Here is a 14,782-nt window from a genome sequence, read left to right as displayed (position 1 = left end):
GACTCTCATCTGTGAGTATGAGATTTCCACAATGGGTGCCGCGCGTCAACAGAAGGGACCGCCCATGACTCCCGACCTCACCGCCGACCAGCGGCTTTTCCACTCCACGGCGCGAGAATTCCTGGCCGAGACCATGACCGTGGACCGGGTTCGCACACTCGGCGCGAGCGGAACCGGATTCGACCGGGACTGGTGGCGGCGGGCTGCCGAACTGGGCTGGACGGCGATGCTGGTAGCGGAGGACCTGGGCGGCGGTTCGATCTCCGGACATCCGCTCACCGAGCTCGCCCTGATCGCCGCCGAGCTCGGACGCACCTGCGCGCCGGGGCCTTTCGTCACCACCAACGCCGTGCTCGCCGGATTGGCCACCGCGCCGGCACGATTCGGCGAAGTCATCAGCTCGACCCTGGCCGGGGACACGGTCGCCACCTGGGCGACCTACGAGCCCGGCCACGGCTTCGACGCGCTGTCGGCGGACACCGTCGGCAGCCCCCGCCCGGAGGTGTGCGCCGAACGCGTGGACGGCGGTTACCGCCTCAACGGCGTCAAGGACCGGGTCGAGGCCGGCGACCAGGCCGATCTGTTCCTGGTCACCGCCGACAGCCCCGACGGGCTGATCCAGATCCTGGTCCCCGCCGAAATGCCGGGCGTGACAATCACTTCCGCGTGGACCCTGGACCTCACCCGCCGCACCGCACAGGTCTCGTTCGCCGACGTCACGGTGAACGAGGAGGCGGTCACGCACGTCGGCGTGGCGGCGAGCATCGCGGTGCAGGCGCAATGGCAGACCGCGGCGATATTGACCGCCGCCGAGTCGGTCGGCGCGATCGACAGCGCCCTGGCGGCGACGCAGACCTGGCTGGCCGACCGATACACCTTCGGCCGGCCACTGGCGTCCTACCAGGCGCTCAAACACCGCATGGCGGACAACAAGACCTGGCTCGAAGCCTGCCGCGCCACCGCGACCGCCGCGGCGGCCGCGCGTGACGCGCGGCCCGAGACCGCCGCCGAGACCGTCAGCGTCGCGAAATCCTATGTGAGCGCGAAGGCCCCGGCGATCGTCCAGGACTGCGTCCAACTGCACGGCGGCATCGGCGTCACCTGGGAACACGATCTGCACCTGTACCTGCGCCGCGTGGTGCTGGGCCGGGCGCTGTACGGCACGCCCGAGGAACACCGCCGCCACATCACCGATCTGCTGGAGCGCGACGCCGCCTGAGGGCGTGCGGACATCGTCTGGAAAGAAGCACCGTCATGAGCACCGACCTGGAATCGGTTGATTCCTTCCGTGATCGGGCCCGCGCCTGGTTGCGCGAGAACCTGCCCCCGGCTCCCCCGCCGGAGGCCAAGGAGGACTACAGCGAGGCGGCCTGGGAGCAGGCCAGGCAGTTACAGCGCACGCTGTACGACGCCGGTTTCGCGGGCATCGGGTTCCCGGCCGAATACGGTGGTCTGGGCCTGAGCGCCGAACACCAGCGGGCCTTCACCGAGGAATCGCTCCCCTACGCGATGCCGCTGCTGCTCAACGTCCCGAGCCTGTCCATCTGCGGGGCGGCCCTGCTGGATCTGGGCACCGAGGAGCAGAAGCGCACCCATCTGCCCGCGGTACTGCGCGGGGACACCGTGCTGGCGCAGTTCCTGTCCGAACCCAGTGGCGGCTCGGATCTGGCCGGCCTGACCACGCGCGCGGACCGCGACGGCGAACGCTGGCTGCTCAACGGCTCCAAGATCTGGAGTTCGGGCGCGTACGCCGCCGACTACGGTCTGTGCCTGGCCCGCACCAACTGGGACGTGCCCAAACACCGTGGCCTGACCATGTTCCTGGTTCCGGTCGGCGCCCCGGGCGTCACCGTGCAGCGCATCAAACAGGTGACCGGATCCACCGAGTTCTGCCAGGAATTCTTCGACGATGTCGCCCTCGGGGACGACGCGGTGCTCGGTCAGGTGGACGGCGGCTGGGACGCCGCCTCCCGGTTGCTGTTCCACGAGCGCGCCGCGCTCGGCGGCACCTCCCCCTACACCAGCGGCGCCCGTCCGCACCTGGGCGGCGACGCCACCGTGCTGCTCGAATTGGCCAGGGCCACCGGGCAACTCGATGACTTCCGGGTGCGCGAGGACATCGGCGAAGCGCGGGCGATGAACGTGGTGCGCGATCAGCTCATCGATCATGTCGCGCACGCCATCGGCACCGGCGCGCTGCCGCCCGCGGCCGGCGCGCTCGCCCGTCTGTTCACGGCCGAGAACGCCTGGCTGCAAAACGATTCGGCCATCCGGATCGCGGGCGCGGCGGCGGCCACCCACGGGCCCGGCGATCCGGCCGACACCGAACGGGTGGCGACCGACTATCTGTTCCGGGCCGCGTGGAGCCTGGCCGGGGGCAGTACCGAAATGGCCCGCAACGTGATCGGCGAGCGCGTGCTGGGCATGCCGCGCGAGTTCGCCGCCGACCGCGACGTGCCCTTCAATCAGGTGCAGCGCGGCCGCTGAGCGTTATCCCGTGCGCCCCATGTCGGCGCGCGGGAACTCCAGCACCGGCCACGCGGCGAGCCGGAAGCTCTCCTCCTGGTCCACCTCGGCCGCGGGCACCGCGGCCGCGGTACAGGCGCGCGCTTTGAAAGCCTTTGCCGCCGAACTCAATCGGTGGCTGACCGGTCCCATGCGCCGGCTCATCTCGTCGGGCACGACATCGCCCCACAGCATGACGTCGGAGCGGCCGGTGTCCACGGTCGCCATGACGATGGACAGCACCCGCGGGTCGGTGTCGAACAGGGCGGTATCCAGCACCAGCAGGTGCGGCCAGGTGTCGTAGGTCGCCCACGCCAGGCAGTCGTCCAGGTGCAGGACGTTCGCGCCGAGAATCTGCAACGGCCGGGGGTCTCCATGCTCGGAAACAACCACGGTGACATCCCATCCGGCATGGACCCGGTCGAAGAGCCAGCCACCGGCGAAGCGCACGACCTCGGCGGGATTTCGCGCCCCCACGGCTACTCGATATCTCAATTCGTGCTGGCGTGCATGCGCGAACGACGCGGCGACAGCAGCGAGGTCTTCAGGCTTTTCCAGGGTGTCGAGGTATCGAGCAGTCATGAACGTCCATCCCGTTGACGAGTAGAACCTGACCCGATGGATGGTCGACCGTGTCGAAATTCCGTGGTGTCGCGCGTCGCCATAGCAGATCGGCGCCGAACGTCACGTCGAACTCGGTCACGGAAGATCTCCTCGCGGAATTCGGGCCAGGGCTGGTAGCACCGTGTTCCACACATGTCGGAAACCGAACGATTGCCCGGTTCCACGTGCTGTGAGACAGTTAACACGCGCTTTCCCGCCAGGTCAACAGTGGAAGCATTCCCTGCCGGGACGGCCCGAATCCGGAGCCGCTCACCGTCCCTGCCACCGTGGAATACGCTTCTGCGCGAAAGCATTCGGGCCTTCCTGAGCGTCCATGCTTTCGTAGCAGCTCACCGCAGCGAATCGGGCCGCCTGCAACGCCGCGGAGCGTCCCATCTCGGTTGATAGCATTACCGTATCTCTGGCCGCCCGCACCGAATGCGGGGATCCGGCCAAGATTTCACCGGCCAGCTCCAGCGCGACCTCCAGCAGTTCCCCGGGCTCGGCGATTCGGTTGACCAGGCCGATCTCGTACGCTCGACGAGCGTCAATGGGCTTGCCCGTCAACAGAATCTCCATCATGATCCGCTGCGGGATCATGTGGATCAACGGTGTCGCCCACGGTGAACTGCGCCCCACCTTGACCTCGGTCACCGCGAACCGCGCGGTGCTGGCGGCAACGCACAGATCGCAGGCCTGTGCGAGCATCCACCCGCCGGCGTACGCGACTCCGTTGACCGCGGCGATGGTGGGTTTGGACAATTCCACGGTGTCGTAGGGCACCGGAAACATATCGCGCGGCGGCACCGTCATTGCGGTTTCCACCATTTCCTTGAGATCCCCGCCCGCGCAGAACGCTTTCGTGCCCGCGCCCGTCAGTATGGCGACCCGAAGTGCGGGATCGTGCTCGAAGCGATCCCAGGCCGCGAATAGGCCTGCCCGGATCTCTTTCGACAGGCAATTGCGGGTCTCGGGCCGGTTGAGTGTGATAATGGCGACGCCATTGTCTTTGGCTTCGAAAAGCACCGCATCACTCACGGATTCGCCCATCAGTAACCTCTCCGCTCGATTTCGTGCGCGGTGCGCGAGAGCGTCTCACGGAAATCGGGGTGCGCGATCTCGATCAGTCGCCGCGCCCGTTCGGCGAGGGTGCGCCCGCGTAATTCGGCCGCGCCGAATTCGGTGACTATCACGTCCACGTCGGTGCGCGCGGTGGTCACCGGACCGGACAGCGCGGCGGTGATCCGGCTCAGGGTCCCGCCTTTCGCGGTGGCGGGCAACGCGATGAGCGCGCGCCCGCCCGGCGACCGCGCGCCCGCGCGCACGAAGTCGACCTGGCCGCCGGTGCCGCCCAGATACGACGAGCCGCTCTGCTCGGCGTTCACCTGGCCGGAGAGATCGACCTCGAGCGCGGAGTTGAGCGTCACCAGGTTCGTCAAGCGACCCAGCACCGCCGCGTCGTGCGTATAGGCGGCCGCTCGCATCCGCACCGCCGGGTTCCGGTCCGCGAATCGGTACAGCCTTTCGGTGCCGATCAGCGCCCCGGTGATCGAGACGCCGGCATCGATCTCCTTGCGCGCGTTGGTCACGACCCCGGCCTCGACCAGATCCACCAGCCCGTCGCCGATCATGCCCGAATGCACGCCCAGGTCGGTTCGGTCGCCGAGCAACCGCAACAGGGCGTCCGGGACCGCGCCGATGCCGACCTGTACCACCGCACCGTCGCCGATATAGGGCGCGGCGTGGGCGGCGATCGCGGTGTCCACCGGGCTCGGGAGCGTCGCCGGGACCTGTATCGGGGGCCGCGAAACCGGTACCAGGCAGTCGATTTCGGAGACGTGCAGCGACTCGCCGAAGGTGTAGGGCACCCGGTCGTTGACCTCGGCCACCACCGTGCGCGCCGCGTGCACCGCGGCTCGCACGTGATCGGAGATCAGCCCGAGACTGTGTCTGCCCTCGCCGTCGGCCGGGCTCACCTGGACGAAAGCCACGTCGCAGCCCAGGGTCCGGTCCTCGAGCATCGGCCCGATGCGACTGACGTGACACGGGATGACCCGCAGCCGGTGTGCTCGCGCCGCCGTGCGCAGCGCGCCGATCGCTCCCATGCTCGACAGGGCGAACGCGTCGGACTCCCCCGTCAGCAGCCCGGAGAAGCTCGTGGCGATGAACAGCGAGAGCTCCCCGATCTTCTCGCCCTGTTCCAGCAGCGCTTCCAGCAGGGTGCTCGGTTCACCGCATGCCTGACCGGCCACTATCCGATCACCACGGCGCAGGAACCGGCTCAGGTCCAGTTCCCCGGCCGGGCAGATCACGGTCATACCCGCCCGCCCGCCGCCAGCAGTGCCTGCGCACGGGCCAGGTACGGCCGGTCCAGCATCGCGCCGTTGTGACCGATCGCGCCGACGCCCGGGTTGGCGTCGAACAGGTCCACGATCTCCTGCGCCTGCGCCAATTCCGCCGCGGTGGGCGTGAATCCGGCGTTGATGATCTCGACCTGGTCCGGGTGGATGGCCAGCATCCCGCGATAACCGTCGCGGCGCACCTTGGCGACCCGGTCGCGCAGGCCGTCCCGGTCGCGGAAGTCGCCGTGGATGGTGTCGACCGCGCTCACCCCGGCCGCGGCCGCGCCGAGCAGGCACAGACTGCGGGCCAGCTCGTAGGTGAAGTCGTAGCCGCCCCCGGGCCGCACGTTGGACGCGGCGCCGACCGCGTCCGCGAGATCCTCGGCGCCCCAGGTCATTGCCGTCAAACGGGGGAGGCCGCCGTAGGTGCCGGTGGTGAACATGCCCTCGGCGGTCTCGGTGCACAGCACGATGATCTCGGTGCTGCCCGGCGCGATGCCGTTGGCCGCTTCGAGCGCGGACAGGTAGTGGTCGATGATCACGACATCGCCGCCGCCGCGCGTCTTGGGGACCATGATGCCGCCGGGTCGCGCGGGCATGACCGCGGCGAGGTCGGTGAGGGTGTGCGGGCCGTCCAGGGGATTGACCCGCACCCACAGGCGAGCGCGCTCGGGCTCGGCGTGTCCGGCGATGAACTCCGCCGTGCGCAGGCGCGCACCGGGTTTCGCGCTCTCGGCGACCGCGTCCTCGAGGTCGACGAGCACGATATCGGCCGGGCCCGCCGCGGCTTTGGTCATCTTGCGTTCGCTGTCGCCGGGGGCGAACAGCCACGATCGCGCGTGGCGGCCGCTGTGCGTCATTACTTCTCCAGATGGTCGATGAGTTCGCCGGCGGGGCCGAACTCCTGCACGATGTCGTCGGTGTCGGCTCCCAGCCGGGGCGCCGGACCGGCAACGCCCCCGGGCGTGCGCGAGAACCACGTCGGCGGTCCGGGGAAACGCACTTTCCCGTAGGGCGTATCAACGGTTTCGAAGAAACCGGACTCGGTCAGCTGCGGGTTGTCGAACAACTCGTCCAGCGTGCGCACGGGCGCTGCCGGAATGTCCAGGGCGCGTAGCAGTTCCAGCCATTCGGCGGTGGTCCGCTCCAGGAAGGTCTCGCTGAGCAGGCCGTAGACCGTGTCGATCCGGGCCGCGCGCTGAGCCAGCGTCGCGTACTCCGGTCCCGCCCACGCCGGGCGGACCGCGCTCACGAAGGCGTTCCACTGCTTGTCGTTGTAGACCAGCGCCGAGAGGTGCCCGTCCCTGGTGCGATAGGGCTTTCGCTCGGGGGTCACCGCACGTGGATAACCCGCACCGGACAGCGGTGGATCGAACATGGCGCCGTTGGCGTGTTCGACGAGCATGAACGCGGCCATGGTCTCGAACATCGGCACCTCGACCTCCTGGCCCTCACCGGTGCGCTCGCGATGGAACAGCGCCATCATCGTGGCGTAGACGGCGGTCAGTCCGGCGACTTTGTCGGCGATGATGCTGCCGACGTATCCCGGTGCGCCGGTGAGCTTTTCCTGCACGAAGGGCAGTCCGCATTCGGCCTGGATGGTGTCGTCGTAGGCGGTGCGATCGGCATCGGGCCCGCGCCGGCCGTAGCCGTAGCAGTTGGTGTAGACGATCGTGGGATTGATCGCGGCGACCGCCGCGTAGTCGAAGCCCAGCCGGGCTATCGCCCCGGCGCGCATGGAGTGGATGAACACGTCGGCCCCGGCGATGAGCCCGCGCAAGGTGGCGCACCCGGCCTCGGTCCGCAGGTCCAGCACCGCACTGCGTTTGCCCCGGTTGACATTCACGAACACCCCGCCCAGACCGGGCTCGGGCCCGACCGAGATGCGGCGGGTGTCGTCCCCGCCGGGCGGCTCGACCTTGATGACGTCCGCACCCATGTCGGCCAGGATCTGGGTGCAGTACGGACCCATGACCATGGCGGTCAGATCCACGATTCGCACGCCGGTCAACGGACCCCTGTTTCGCATCGGCATGCCTCTTTCGACCGGTCCCCGGTTCACGAATCACCCCGCCCCATCAGCGTTCGCGAGCCTATCTGATGAATCTTTGCAAGGATAGTGCTATCAAAGAGGTCGTGGACAGTTTCACCATTGCCGCAGTGCTGGATTCGGCCCTGGCCTCCCGCCCCGAAGCCCGCGCCGTCGTGGCCGCCTCCGGAGCATGGACCTACACCGAGCTCGACGAGCAGGCCCATCGGGCCGCGGGCGCGCTCTGGTCGCTGGGGGTGCGCCCCGGCGACCGCGTCGCCGCGTGCCTGCCCAACGACCTCGACATCGTCGCGGCTTTCCATGGCGCGCAACGCATCGGCGCGATCTGGACCGGGATCGGGGAAGCGCTGACCGCGACCGAGCAGCGCGGGCTCTACGACCAGTGCGAACCTTCGGTCGTGCTGGCGGGCCCGCGATGCCTGCTGGACACCGCCGAGCGCATCGACCCCGAACGGTGGGCGGAGTTGCTCGCCGGCGCGGACGCCGCGCCCGAGATCGCGCAGGACATCGACGCACCGGCCGGAATAGGTTTCACCAGTGGAACCTCCGGCCGGCCCAAGGCGGTGGTGCACAGCCAGCGCAATCTGCTGCTGCCCGGCGCGGTCCTGGTCGCCAATCGTGGCTGGGGTCCGGAACTGCGCAAGGGCGACAGCTTTCCGCTGACCATCCTCAACATGATGGTGTTGTCGACGTTGCTGACGGCCCAGGCCAACGGCTGCGCGATCATCATGAACCGCCGGGACGTGGACGGCGTGGCGGAGTGGATTCGGGAGCACCGGGTGACGGTGTGGAACGGCGCGCCCGCCCAGCTGTACGACCTCGCACGCCGCCCGGACGCGGATCTGAGTTCGCTGCACGAGGTGTGGAGCGGGGGCAGCGACACCCCCGACCAGGTCCGTGCCGATTTCGCCGCGACCCACGGCATCGTGCCCCGGGCCACCTACGGACTGTCGGAGGCCCCCACGGTGGTGGCCATCGATCCGCCCGGCACCGAATGGCGACCGGGTACGAGCGGGCGGGTGCTGCCGCAGTACGAGGTCGCCGCCTACGACGACGCGGGTCACCGGCTGCCGCCCGGCGAGCTGGGCGAATTGCGCTTGAGCGGGGCCGAATCCGGGGTGTGGGCGCGGGACTGGCGGCCCCTGCTGGGGTACTGGGAGGACGGCCGGGTGCGTCCGCCCGCCCCGGGCTCGTTCGCCACCGGCGACATCGGGACGGTCGATCGGGCGGGCTGGCTGCGGGTGCTCGACCGCAAGAAGATGGTCATCATCCGCGGCGGCGCGAACGTCTATCCCCTCGAAGTCGAGCGGGTCATCGCCGCGCACCCGGAAGTCACCAAGGCCGCGGTGTGCGCGGTGCCCGACCCGCGACTCGGGCACAAGGTCGCCGCGGTCATCGAAAGCGATTCGGCGACGCTGGATATGGATGAACTGGCCGCCCTGTGCCGCCGTGAGCTGGCGGGCTACAAGGTCCCCGAGATCTGGCGGCGGGTGCCCGCGCTGCCGGTGAACGCCATGGGCAAGGTCGAGCGCACCCGGCTCACCGAGTTGGTGACCGGGGCTCCGGTCGTAGCGGAGGGCTGAACCATGACCGATCCGATTCCCGTTCCGCCCGCGCTGCGCCTGTTCGATTTGGCCGGCCGGGTCGCCATCGTGACCGGCGCCTCCTCCGGGCTGGGAGCCGAAACAGCCCGCACGCTGGCGGGATTGGGCGCACGCGTCGCGCTGGTGGCGCGGCGCAAGGACCGGCTGGCCGACCTCGCGGCCGAACTGGGCGGGGTCGCCATCGCCGCGGATCTCGCCGAATCCGCCGACCTGGACGCGGTCGTCCCGGCCGTCCTGGACGAACTCGGACCGCCGGAGATCCTGATCAACGCCGCGGGCAATCGCTTCACCACCGAGCGCGCGGAAGACGAGTCACCCGCCGACATCCACCGGACCCTGGAGCTGAATCTGGTAGCACCCCTGCGGCTCTCGCAGGCGGTCTTCCCGCATATGCGCGGCGTGGGACGAGGGTCGATCGTGCACGTGTCCTCGATCAGCGGCCGGGTCGGGGTGCCCGGCATCCCGCAGGCGTCCTACGCCGCGAGCAAGGCCGGACTCTCGGGGTTGACCGCCGAACTCGCGGTGCAGTGGGCACGGCACTCGATCCGGGTGAACACCGTGGCGCCGGGCTTCTTCCGCAGCGAGATCACCGACAGCCTCTACGACAGCGAGCGCGGGTCGGCGTATCTGCGCCGAAATATCCCGCTGCCCGCCGAGGGCACCGCCCAGGATCTCGTCGGTGCGATCACCTGGCTGGCCGGTGACGCCGCGCGCTACGTGACCGGGCAGACGATCGTGGTGGACGGCGGCTGGACCGCACACTGACTCTTTTTGTCCTGCAACACTTTCGAACACATCACCGGTGTCATCGGAAGCAATCTGTTGACACCGTCACAGGTGCATGGAAACATCCGTTCCAATATTGGAGAATGCTATTCTCCAATTGTGCACGCGTCGGCTCGCGCTTCGAGCCGGGGAAGGAATTCGCTCCGAATGTTCTCGGCAATCCTCATCGAGAAGGGCGACGCGGGCCCTCAGGTCGCGCTGACCGAACTGGACGACACCGCGCTGCCCGCCGGCGACGTCACCGTCACCGTGGAGTACTCCACGCTCAACTACAAAGACGCCCTTGCCATTACGGGTAAGTCCCCGGTGGTGCGCAAGTTCCCGATGGTCCCGGGCATCGACCTGGCGGGCGTGGTCACCGCCAGCGACCACGCGGACTGGTCCATCGGCGACGCCGTCGTCCTGAACGGCTGGGGCGTCGGGGAATCCCACTGGGGCGGCCTGTCCCAGCGCGCCCGGCTCAACGGCGATTGGCTGGTGCCCCGCCCGGCCGAGTTCAGCGCCCGCCAGGCCATGGCCATCGGCACCGCCGGATACACCGCGAGCCTGTGCGTGGACGCGCTGCTCGCCCACGGCATCACCCCCGACCAGGGCGAGGTGCTGGTGACGGGTGCGACCGGCGGCGTCGGCAGCGTGGCCATCGCGCTGCTGAGCAAGGCCGGCTTCGGGGTCGCGGCCGCCACCGGAAAGCCCGGCGAGGCCGCGTATCTGAAGGGCCTGGGCGCGAGCACGATCATCGACCGCGCCGAACTCACCGCGGCGGGCAAACCGCTGCAGAAGGAGCGCTGGGCGGGCGCGATCGACACCCTCGGCAGCCACGCGCTGGTCAACGCCGCCGCCCAGACCCGCTACGGCGGCGCGGTGGCGGCGTGCGGTCTGGCCCAGGGCATGGATCTGCCCGGCTCGGTCGCGCCGCTCATCCTGCGCGGGGTCGCGCTGCTGGGCGTGGACAGCGTCATGGCGCCCAAGCCGCGCCGCCTCGACGCCTGGGCGCGTCTGGCCCGCGATCTGGACGCCGACGCCATCGACGCGATCGCACGGGACATCACCCTCGGCGCCGCGATCGACGCCGCCGGCACCTTGATCGACGGGACCGTGCGCGGTCGCCTGGTCGTCGACGTGAACAACTGAACGGGAATCGTCGATGAGTGACAAAGCAACCGCGACGAAGAAGTCGGCGGCCGCCAAGAAGAACGGGTCGGCGCGCAAGGCCACCAACGGTTCGACATCCGCGGCGCAGCCGGTGACCCTGGACCTGTCCGATGTCGATCATCGGGTCGGCAAGCCGGTCGGCGGCGGGCAACTGTGGGATCCGTGCAGCTCCTCCGACATCCGGCGCTGGGTGATGGCGATGGACTACGCCAACCCGCTGCACTGGGACGAGGAGTACGCCCGCGAAACCCGCTTCGGCGGGATCGTCGCGCCCCAATCCATCGCCGTCGCACTCGATTACGGGCACGGCGCGCAGCCCGCCTGCGTGGGCCGCATCCCCGGCAGCCATCTGATCTTCGGCGGCGAGGAGTGGTGGTTCTACAGCTGCCCGGTCCGTCCCGGGGACAAACTGTTGCAGGAGCGGCGTTTTCACGACTACAAGATCGTGGAGTCCAAGTTCGCCGGGCCGACGATGCTCTCGCGCGGGGACACCGTGCACACCAATCAGCACGGGGTGCTGGTGGCGCGCGAACGGTCCACCGCGGTGCGGTATCTGGCCGAGGAGGCCCGCAAGCGCGGGTTCTACAACAACCAGTACGGCGAGCTGAAGAAGTGGACCACCGCCGAACTGCTCGAGGTCGAACGGCTGCGCCACGACTGGCTGATGTCCAATCGCGCTGGTGTCTCACCGCATTTCGACGAGGTGCAAGTCGGGGACAAGTTGCCGCGCCGGGTGATCGGCCCGCACAGCATCGCGTCCTTCACCACCGAGTACCGCGCCTTCCTGTTCAACATCTGGGGCACGTTCCACTGGACCGCTCCCCCGGGATTGGCCGATCCGTGGATCAACCAGGATCCGGGCTGGACCGAGGGGTTCGGCTTCGACGAAGAGGGCGCGCGGATCGATCCGCGCAAACGCGACGGCCTGTACGTCGGGCCCTCGCGCGGGCACATCGACGGTGACAAGGCCGACGAGGTCGGCATGGCCCGGGCCTACGGTTACGGCGCGACCATGGGCGCCTGGTGCACCGACTACCTGTCCTACTGGGCGGGCCACGACGGCATGGTGCGCCACACCAAGGCCGACTTCCGCCTGCCCGCCTTCGAGGGCGATGTGACCTACTTCGACGCCGAGATCATCGGCAAGGAACCGGCTTCGGTCTGGGGTGTGCCCCTGGTGCAGGTGCGGGTCCGGCTCACCAATCAGGACTCCGGGGTGCTCGTGGACTGCACCGCCGAGGTCGAACTGCCGTACTGACCGAGCGAAACGGACCGCCATGAGCACCCAGACCCCCGATGTGACCACCCGGCCCGCGATCGCGACGGGGCCGCCCCTCGCCGAGGAACCCGGCCTGGGCGCGCTGACCCTGCCCGGCTTCCTCGCCGAGGTCGCCGAGAAGTACGGCGACCGTGAGGCTTTGGTTTTCCACGCACCGGACGGGGTGACCCGCTGGACGTACACCGAGTTGCGGGAGCGCGCCACGATGGTCGCGCGGGCGCTGCGCGCCTGCGGGGTCGGTAGGGACAGCCGGGTCGGGGTGCTCATGACCAACCGGCCCGAATGGCTCGCGGCGGTGTTCGGGATCGGCATGGCGGGCGGGGTGGCGGTCACGCTGAGCACGTTCTCCACGCCGTCGGAACTGGATCACCTGCTCCGCGTGTCTGGGGTGTCGGTGCTGTTGTTCGAACGGACCGTGGCGAAAAGGGATTTCGCGGCCGTGCTGACCGAACTCGAACCCGCCATCGGCTTCTCGACCCCCGGCGAGCTGCGGTCGGCCGAATATCCTTTCCTGCGGCATCTTTCGATGATCGGGGAGCCGGTACGCGGCGGAGCCATCGAAGGCTGGGCTGGGTTCCTGGCGCGCGGCTGGTCCGAACCGGCCGAGCTCGTCGAGGCGACCGCGGCCGCGGTTACCCCGAGCGACACCGCCGTGGTGTTCTTCTCCTCCGGCACGACCAGCAAACCCAAGGGCATCCGCAGCGCGCATCGCGGTGTCGCGGTCCAGATGTGGCGCTTCCGCCGCATGTACGGCTTCGGCCCCGACGACACGGTCCGCTGCTGGACCGCCAACGGCTTCTTCTGGTCCGGCAACTTCGGCATGGCCCTGGGCGCGACCCTGGCCGCGGGCGGATCCCTGGTCCTGCAACCCACTTTCGACGCCCCCGAGGCGCTCGCCCTGATGCAGTCCGAGCGCGTCACCTTCCCCGTGGCGTGGCCGCACCAGTGGGCGCAATTGGAAGCCGCCCCGAACTGGGCCGCTACGGATCTGAGCACCCTGCGCTACGTGGACCGCTCCCTGCCCGCCGCCACCCATCCCACGGTCTCGACCACGTACACCGAGCCCGGGGCCGCGTATGGCAGCACCGAAACCTTCACGATCACAACATGTTTCCCGGCCAACACGCCCGACGACGTGATCGCGGGCAGCAGCGGCGAACCCCTCCCCGGCGTAACCGTCAAGATCGTCGATCCGCTCACCGGGGCGGTCCTGTCCCGGGGCGAGAGCGGCGAGATCGGCATCAAGGGTCCGACCCTGATGCTCGGCTACCTGGGAACGCCGCTGGACGAGACCCTCGACGCCGAGGGCTTCTTCCGCACCGGCGACGGCGGCTATCTGGACGACGCCGGCCGTCTCCACTGGGAAGGCCGCCTGACCGACATCATCAAAACCGGCGGCGCGAACGTCTCCCCCCTGGAGATAGACGAGGCCCTGACCGCACACCCGCTGGTGAAAGTGGCCCGGACGGTAGGCGTCCCGCACGAGACCCTCGGCGAGCTGGTCGTGGCCTGTGTCATCCCCCAGCCGGACACGTCCCCGGCTCCCGAGGACCTGCGCGCGTTCCTGCGCGAACGTCTCGCCAGCTACAAGGTCCCCCGCGAGGTCCTGTTCTTCGCCGACACCGACTTCGAGCTGACCGGCAGCGCCAAGATCAAGACTGCGGACCTGCGCGAATTGGCGGCCGAGCGCCTGCGCTCGTAGTTCGGCGCACCGACCGCCACCGCTACTTTCGGACGGGTACTCACCCGGTCAGCGAAAGAGTGCTCCCACCGTACGCATGAGCGCATCCGAATCGGTTACCGCGCCGACCGGATCCCCGAGTCCGGACTCGGGGATCCAGGCGATGAGGTCGGGCACGGCCACCCCGATGGTGTCGACACCGTTCTCGTCGCGATACCGAACTCGATGCATGGTGGCGAAGTCGTCGGGCACAACGCCCGGCACCACCTTGCACACCACCACCCGGCCTTTACCGGCTGCGATGTAGCGCGGCCCGGACAGTACGACCACGTATGAGATCGGCTGGCCCGCGTCCCGGCGGGGCCGAATCTCACCTTGCTGCACGCTGTGCCCGGATCATCGCGTCCTGCTCGTCCGCCAGCCACGCCGTGTCGATGCCCAGCAGCGCGTCGGCCTGCTTGGACTTGGCCCACATATCGCGTTCGAGCCTGTCCTCGATCGCCGCGATCACCCATTCCGACACGTTGTCCCCGGCGGCCGCGCGCATCCGTTCGTCCAGCTCGTCGGGCACCTTCACCGATAGCGGCTTGCTCATTCCATGAGCATACCGCTGGTAATTCCATCGGTCATACCAACCGGAGGGGTGCGACCTCGCGAGCGCGTTCTGCCGAGTCCGAACTCACCCGGCGAGCGTGGTCCTCGATGCCGCCGCGTCGGTTCTGATCGCGATCGTGCACGCGAAGTGGCTTCGCCCGGTCTGAATACACACTGCCGCTTACC

General features: G+C 69.0%; 14 protein-coding genes. 7 read left to right on the top strand and 7 right to left on the bottom strand.

The annotated features are described in order from the left end of the window. Positions 1 to 64: 64 nt before the first annotated feature. Together ACFVBH_RS25440 and ACFVBH_RS25435 are read left to right on the top strand one after the other, a co-directional pair. Positions 65 to 1,219 (top strand): acyl-CoA dehydrogenase family protein, encoded by a 1,155-nt coding sequence (locus ACFVBH_RS25440; protein ID WP_379005134.1) that lies wholly within the window; start codon positions 65 to 67, stop codon positions 1,217 to 1,219. Positions 1,220 to 1,254: 35 nt separating this feature from the next. After that, positions 1,255 to 2,487 carry an acyl-CoA dehydrogenase family protein gene (locus tag ACFVBH_RS25435; RefSeq protein WP_354984331.1) on the top strand — a complete coding sequence of 411 codons (1,233 nt, stop codon included), beginning with the start codon at positions 1,255 to 1,257 and terminating at the stop codon, positions 2,485 to 2,487. A gap of 3 nt (positions 2,488 to 2,490) precedes the next feature. Here the strand turns inward: ACFVBH_RS25435 and ACFVBH_RS25430 are convergent, their stop codons facing one another. The 5 genes from ACFVBH_RS25430 to ACFVBH_RS25410 form a co-directional block, all read right to left on the bottom strand. Beyond that, entirely contained in the window at positions 2,491 to 3,087 is a 597-nt protein-coding gene (locus ACFVBH_RS25430; protein WP_379005132.1) for a hypothetical protein, read from the bottom strand. 291 nt (positions 3,088 to 3,378) lie between these two features. Further along, positions 3,379 to 4,158 carry an enoyl-CoA hydratase/isomerase family protein gene (locus ACFVBH_RS25425; RefSeq protein ID WP_379005130.1) on the bottom strand — a complete coding sequence of 260 codons (780 nt, stop codon included), beginning with the start codon at positions 4,156 to 4,158 and terminating at the stop codon, positions 3,379 to 3,381. Beyond that, the gene (locus tag ACFVBH_RS25420; RefSeq protein ID WP_379005128.1) at positions 4,158 to 5,426 is read right to left on the bottom strand and encodes an acetyl-CoA hydrolase/transferase family protein; all 1,269 of its coding nucleotides are present in this window, start codon (positions 5,424 to 5,426) and stop codon (positions 4,158 to 4,160) included. The genes ACFVBH_RS25425 and ACFVBH_RS25420 overlap by 1 nt, the downstream gene beginning before the upstream one ends. Further along, positions 5,423 to 6,310, bottom strand: coding sequence for an HpcH/HpaI aldolase/citrate lyase family protein (locus ACFVBH_RS25415; protein WP_379005126.1), 888 nt, complete (start codon positions 6,308 to 6,310; stop codon positions 5,423 to 5,425). The genes ACFVBH_RS25420 and ACFVBH_RS25415 overlap by 4 nt, the downstream gene beginning before the upstream one ends. Continuing rightward, positions 6,310 to 7,479 carry a CaiB/BaiF CoA transferase family protein gene (locus tag ACFVBH_RS25410; protein WP_379005124.1) on the bottom strand — a complete coding sequence of 390 codons (1,170 nt, stop codon included), beginning with the start codon at positions 7,477 to 7,479 and terminating at the stop codon, positions 6,310 to 6,312. Before ACFVBH_RS25410 ends, ACFVBH_RS25415 begins: the two co-directional genes overlap by 1 nt. A gap of 107 nt (positions 7,480 to 7,586) precedes the next feature. On the opposite strand from ACFVBH_RS25410, the gene ACFVBH_RS25405 reads away from it, so the two are divergent. The 5 genes from ACFVBH_RS25405 to ACFVBH_RS25385 all read left to right on the top strand — a co-directional run bounded on the left by ACFVBH_RS25405 (position 7,587) and on the right by ACFVBH_RS25385 (position 14,023). After that, a complete protein-coding gene (locus ACFVBH_RS25405) occupies positions 7,587 to 9,083 on the top strand; it encodes a class I adenylate-forming enzyme family protein (RefSeq protein WP_379005122.1) in 1,497 nt (498 codons plus the stop codon). 3 nt (positions 9,084 to 9,086) lie between these two features. Next, on the top strand, positions 9,087 to 9,869 hold the full coding sequence (locus ACFVBH_RS25400) for an SDR family NAD(P)-dependent oxidoreductase (RefSeq protein WP_379005120.1): 783 nt from the start codon (positions 9,087 to 9,089) through the stop codon (positions 9,867 to 9,869). 168 nt (positions 9,870 to 10,037) lie between these two features. Further along, positions 10,038 to 11,021, top strand: coding sequence for an MDR family oxidoreductase (locus ACFVBH_RS25395; protein WP_379005118.1), 984 nt, complete (start codon positions 10,038 to 10,040; stop codon positions 11,019 to 11,021). A 13-nt stretch (positions 11,022 to 11,034) separates the two neighbouring features. Further along, positions 11,035 to 12,300, top strand: coding sequence for a MaoC family dehydratase N-terminal domain-containing protein (locus ACFVBH_RS25390; RefSeq protein WP_379005116.1), 1,266 nt, complete (start codon positions 11,035 to 11,037; stop codon positions 12,298 to 12,300). Between the two features lie 19 nt (positions 12,301 to 12,319). Next, complete coding sequence (locus tag ACFVBH_RS25385) at positions 12,320 to 14,023, top strand: class I adenylate-forming enzyme family protein (RefSeq protein ID WP_379005114.1); 1,704 nt, start codon at positions 12,320 to 12,322, stop codon at positions 14,021 to 14,023. A gap of 48 nt (positions 14,024 to 14,071) precedes the next feature. Here the strand turns inward: ACFVBH_RS25385 and ACFVBH_RS25380 are convergent, their stop codons facing one another. Both ACFVBH_RS25380 and ACFVBH_RS25375 read right to left on the bottom strand, forming a co-directional pair. Beyond that, positions 14,072 to 14,386 carry a toxin gene (locus tag ACFVBH_RS25380; RefSeq protein ID WP_379005112.1) on the bottom strand — a complete coding sequence of 105 codons (315 nt, stop codon included), beginning with the start codon at positions 14,384 to 14,386 and terminating at the stop codon, positions 14,072 to 14,074. After that, on the bottom strand, positions 14,373 to 14,597 hold the full coding sequence (locus ACFVBH_RS25375; RefSeq protein WP_379005110.1) for a hypothetical protein: 225 nt from the start codon (positions 14,595 to 14,597) through the stop codon (positions 14,373 to 14,375). Before ACFVBH_RS25375 ends, ACFVBH_RS25380 begins: the two co-directional genes overlap by 14 nt. Positions 14,598 to 14,782: the final 185 nt, after the last annotated feature.

Origin of the sequence: Nocardia sp. NPDC057668 (genome assembly GCF_042799795.1) — a bacterium.
Lineage (GTDB): Bacteria > Actinomycetota > Actinomycetes > Mycobacteriales > Mycobacteriaceae > Nocardia.
This window is presented reverse-complemented; position numbering and strand designations above follow the sequence as displayed.

Bases quoted from the DNA above. Each gene is read 5' to 3' on its own strand.
- ACFVBH_RS25420 (WP_379005128.1), bottom strand. From the start codon at position 5,426: ATGACCGTGATCTGCCCGGCCGGGGAACTGGACCTGAGCCGGTTCCTG.
- ACFVBH_RS25440 (WP_379005134.1), top strand. From the start codon at position 65: ATGACTCCCGACCTCACCGCCGACCAGCGGCTTTTCCACTCCACGGCG.
- ACFVBH_RS25375 (WP_379005110.1), bottom strand. From the start codon at position 14,597: ATGAGCAAGCCGCTATCGGTGAAGGTGCCCGACGAGCTGGACGAACGG.
- ACFVBH_RS25390 (WP_379005116.1), top strand. From the start codon at position 11,035: ATGAGTGACAAAGCAACCGCGACGAAGAAGTCGGCGGCCGCCAAGAAG.
- ACFVBH_RS25430 (WP_379005132.1), bottom strand. From the start codon at position 3,087: ATGACTGCTCGATACCTCGACACCCTGGAAAAGCCTGAAGACCTCGCT.
- ACFVBH_RS25425 (WP_379005130.1), bottom strand. From the start codon at position 4,158: ATGGGCGAATCCGTGAGTGATGCGGTGCTTTTCGAAGCCAAAGACAAT.
- ACFVBH_RS25395 (WP_379005118.1), top strand. From the start codon at position 10,038: ATGTTCTCGGCAATCCTCATCGAGAAGGGCGACGCGGGCCCTCAGGTC.
- ACFVBH_RS25415 (WP_379005126.1), bottom strand. From the start codon at position 6,310: ATGACGCACAGCGGCCGCCACGCGCGATCGTGGCTGTTCGCCCCCGGC.
- ACFVBH_RS25435 (WP_354984331.1), top strand. From the start codon at position 1,255: ATGAGCACCGACCTGGAATCGGTTGATTCCTTCCGTGATCGGGCCCGC.
- ACFVBH_RS25410 (WP_379005124.1), bottom strand. From the start codon at position 7,479: ATGCGAAACAGGGGTCCGTTGACCGGCGTGCGAATCGTGGATCTGACC.
- ACFVBH_RS25400 (WP_379005120.1), top strand. From the start codon at position 9,087: ATGACCGATCCGATTCCCGTTCCGCCCGCGCTGCGCCTGTTCGATTTG.
- ACFVBH_RS25385 (WP_379005114.1), top strand. From the start codon at position 12,320: ATGAGCACCCAGACCCCCGATGTGACCACCCGGCCCGCGATCGCGACG.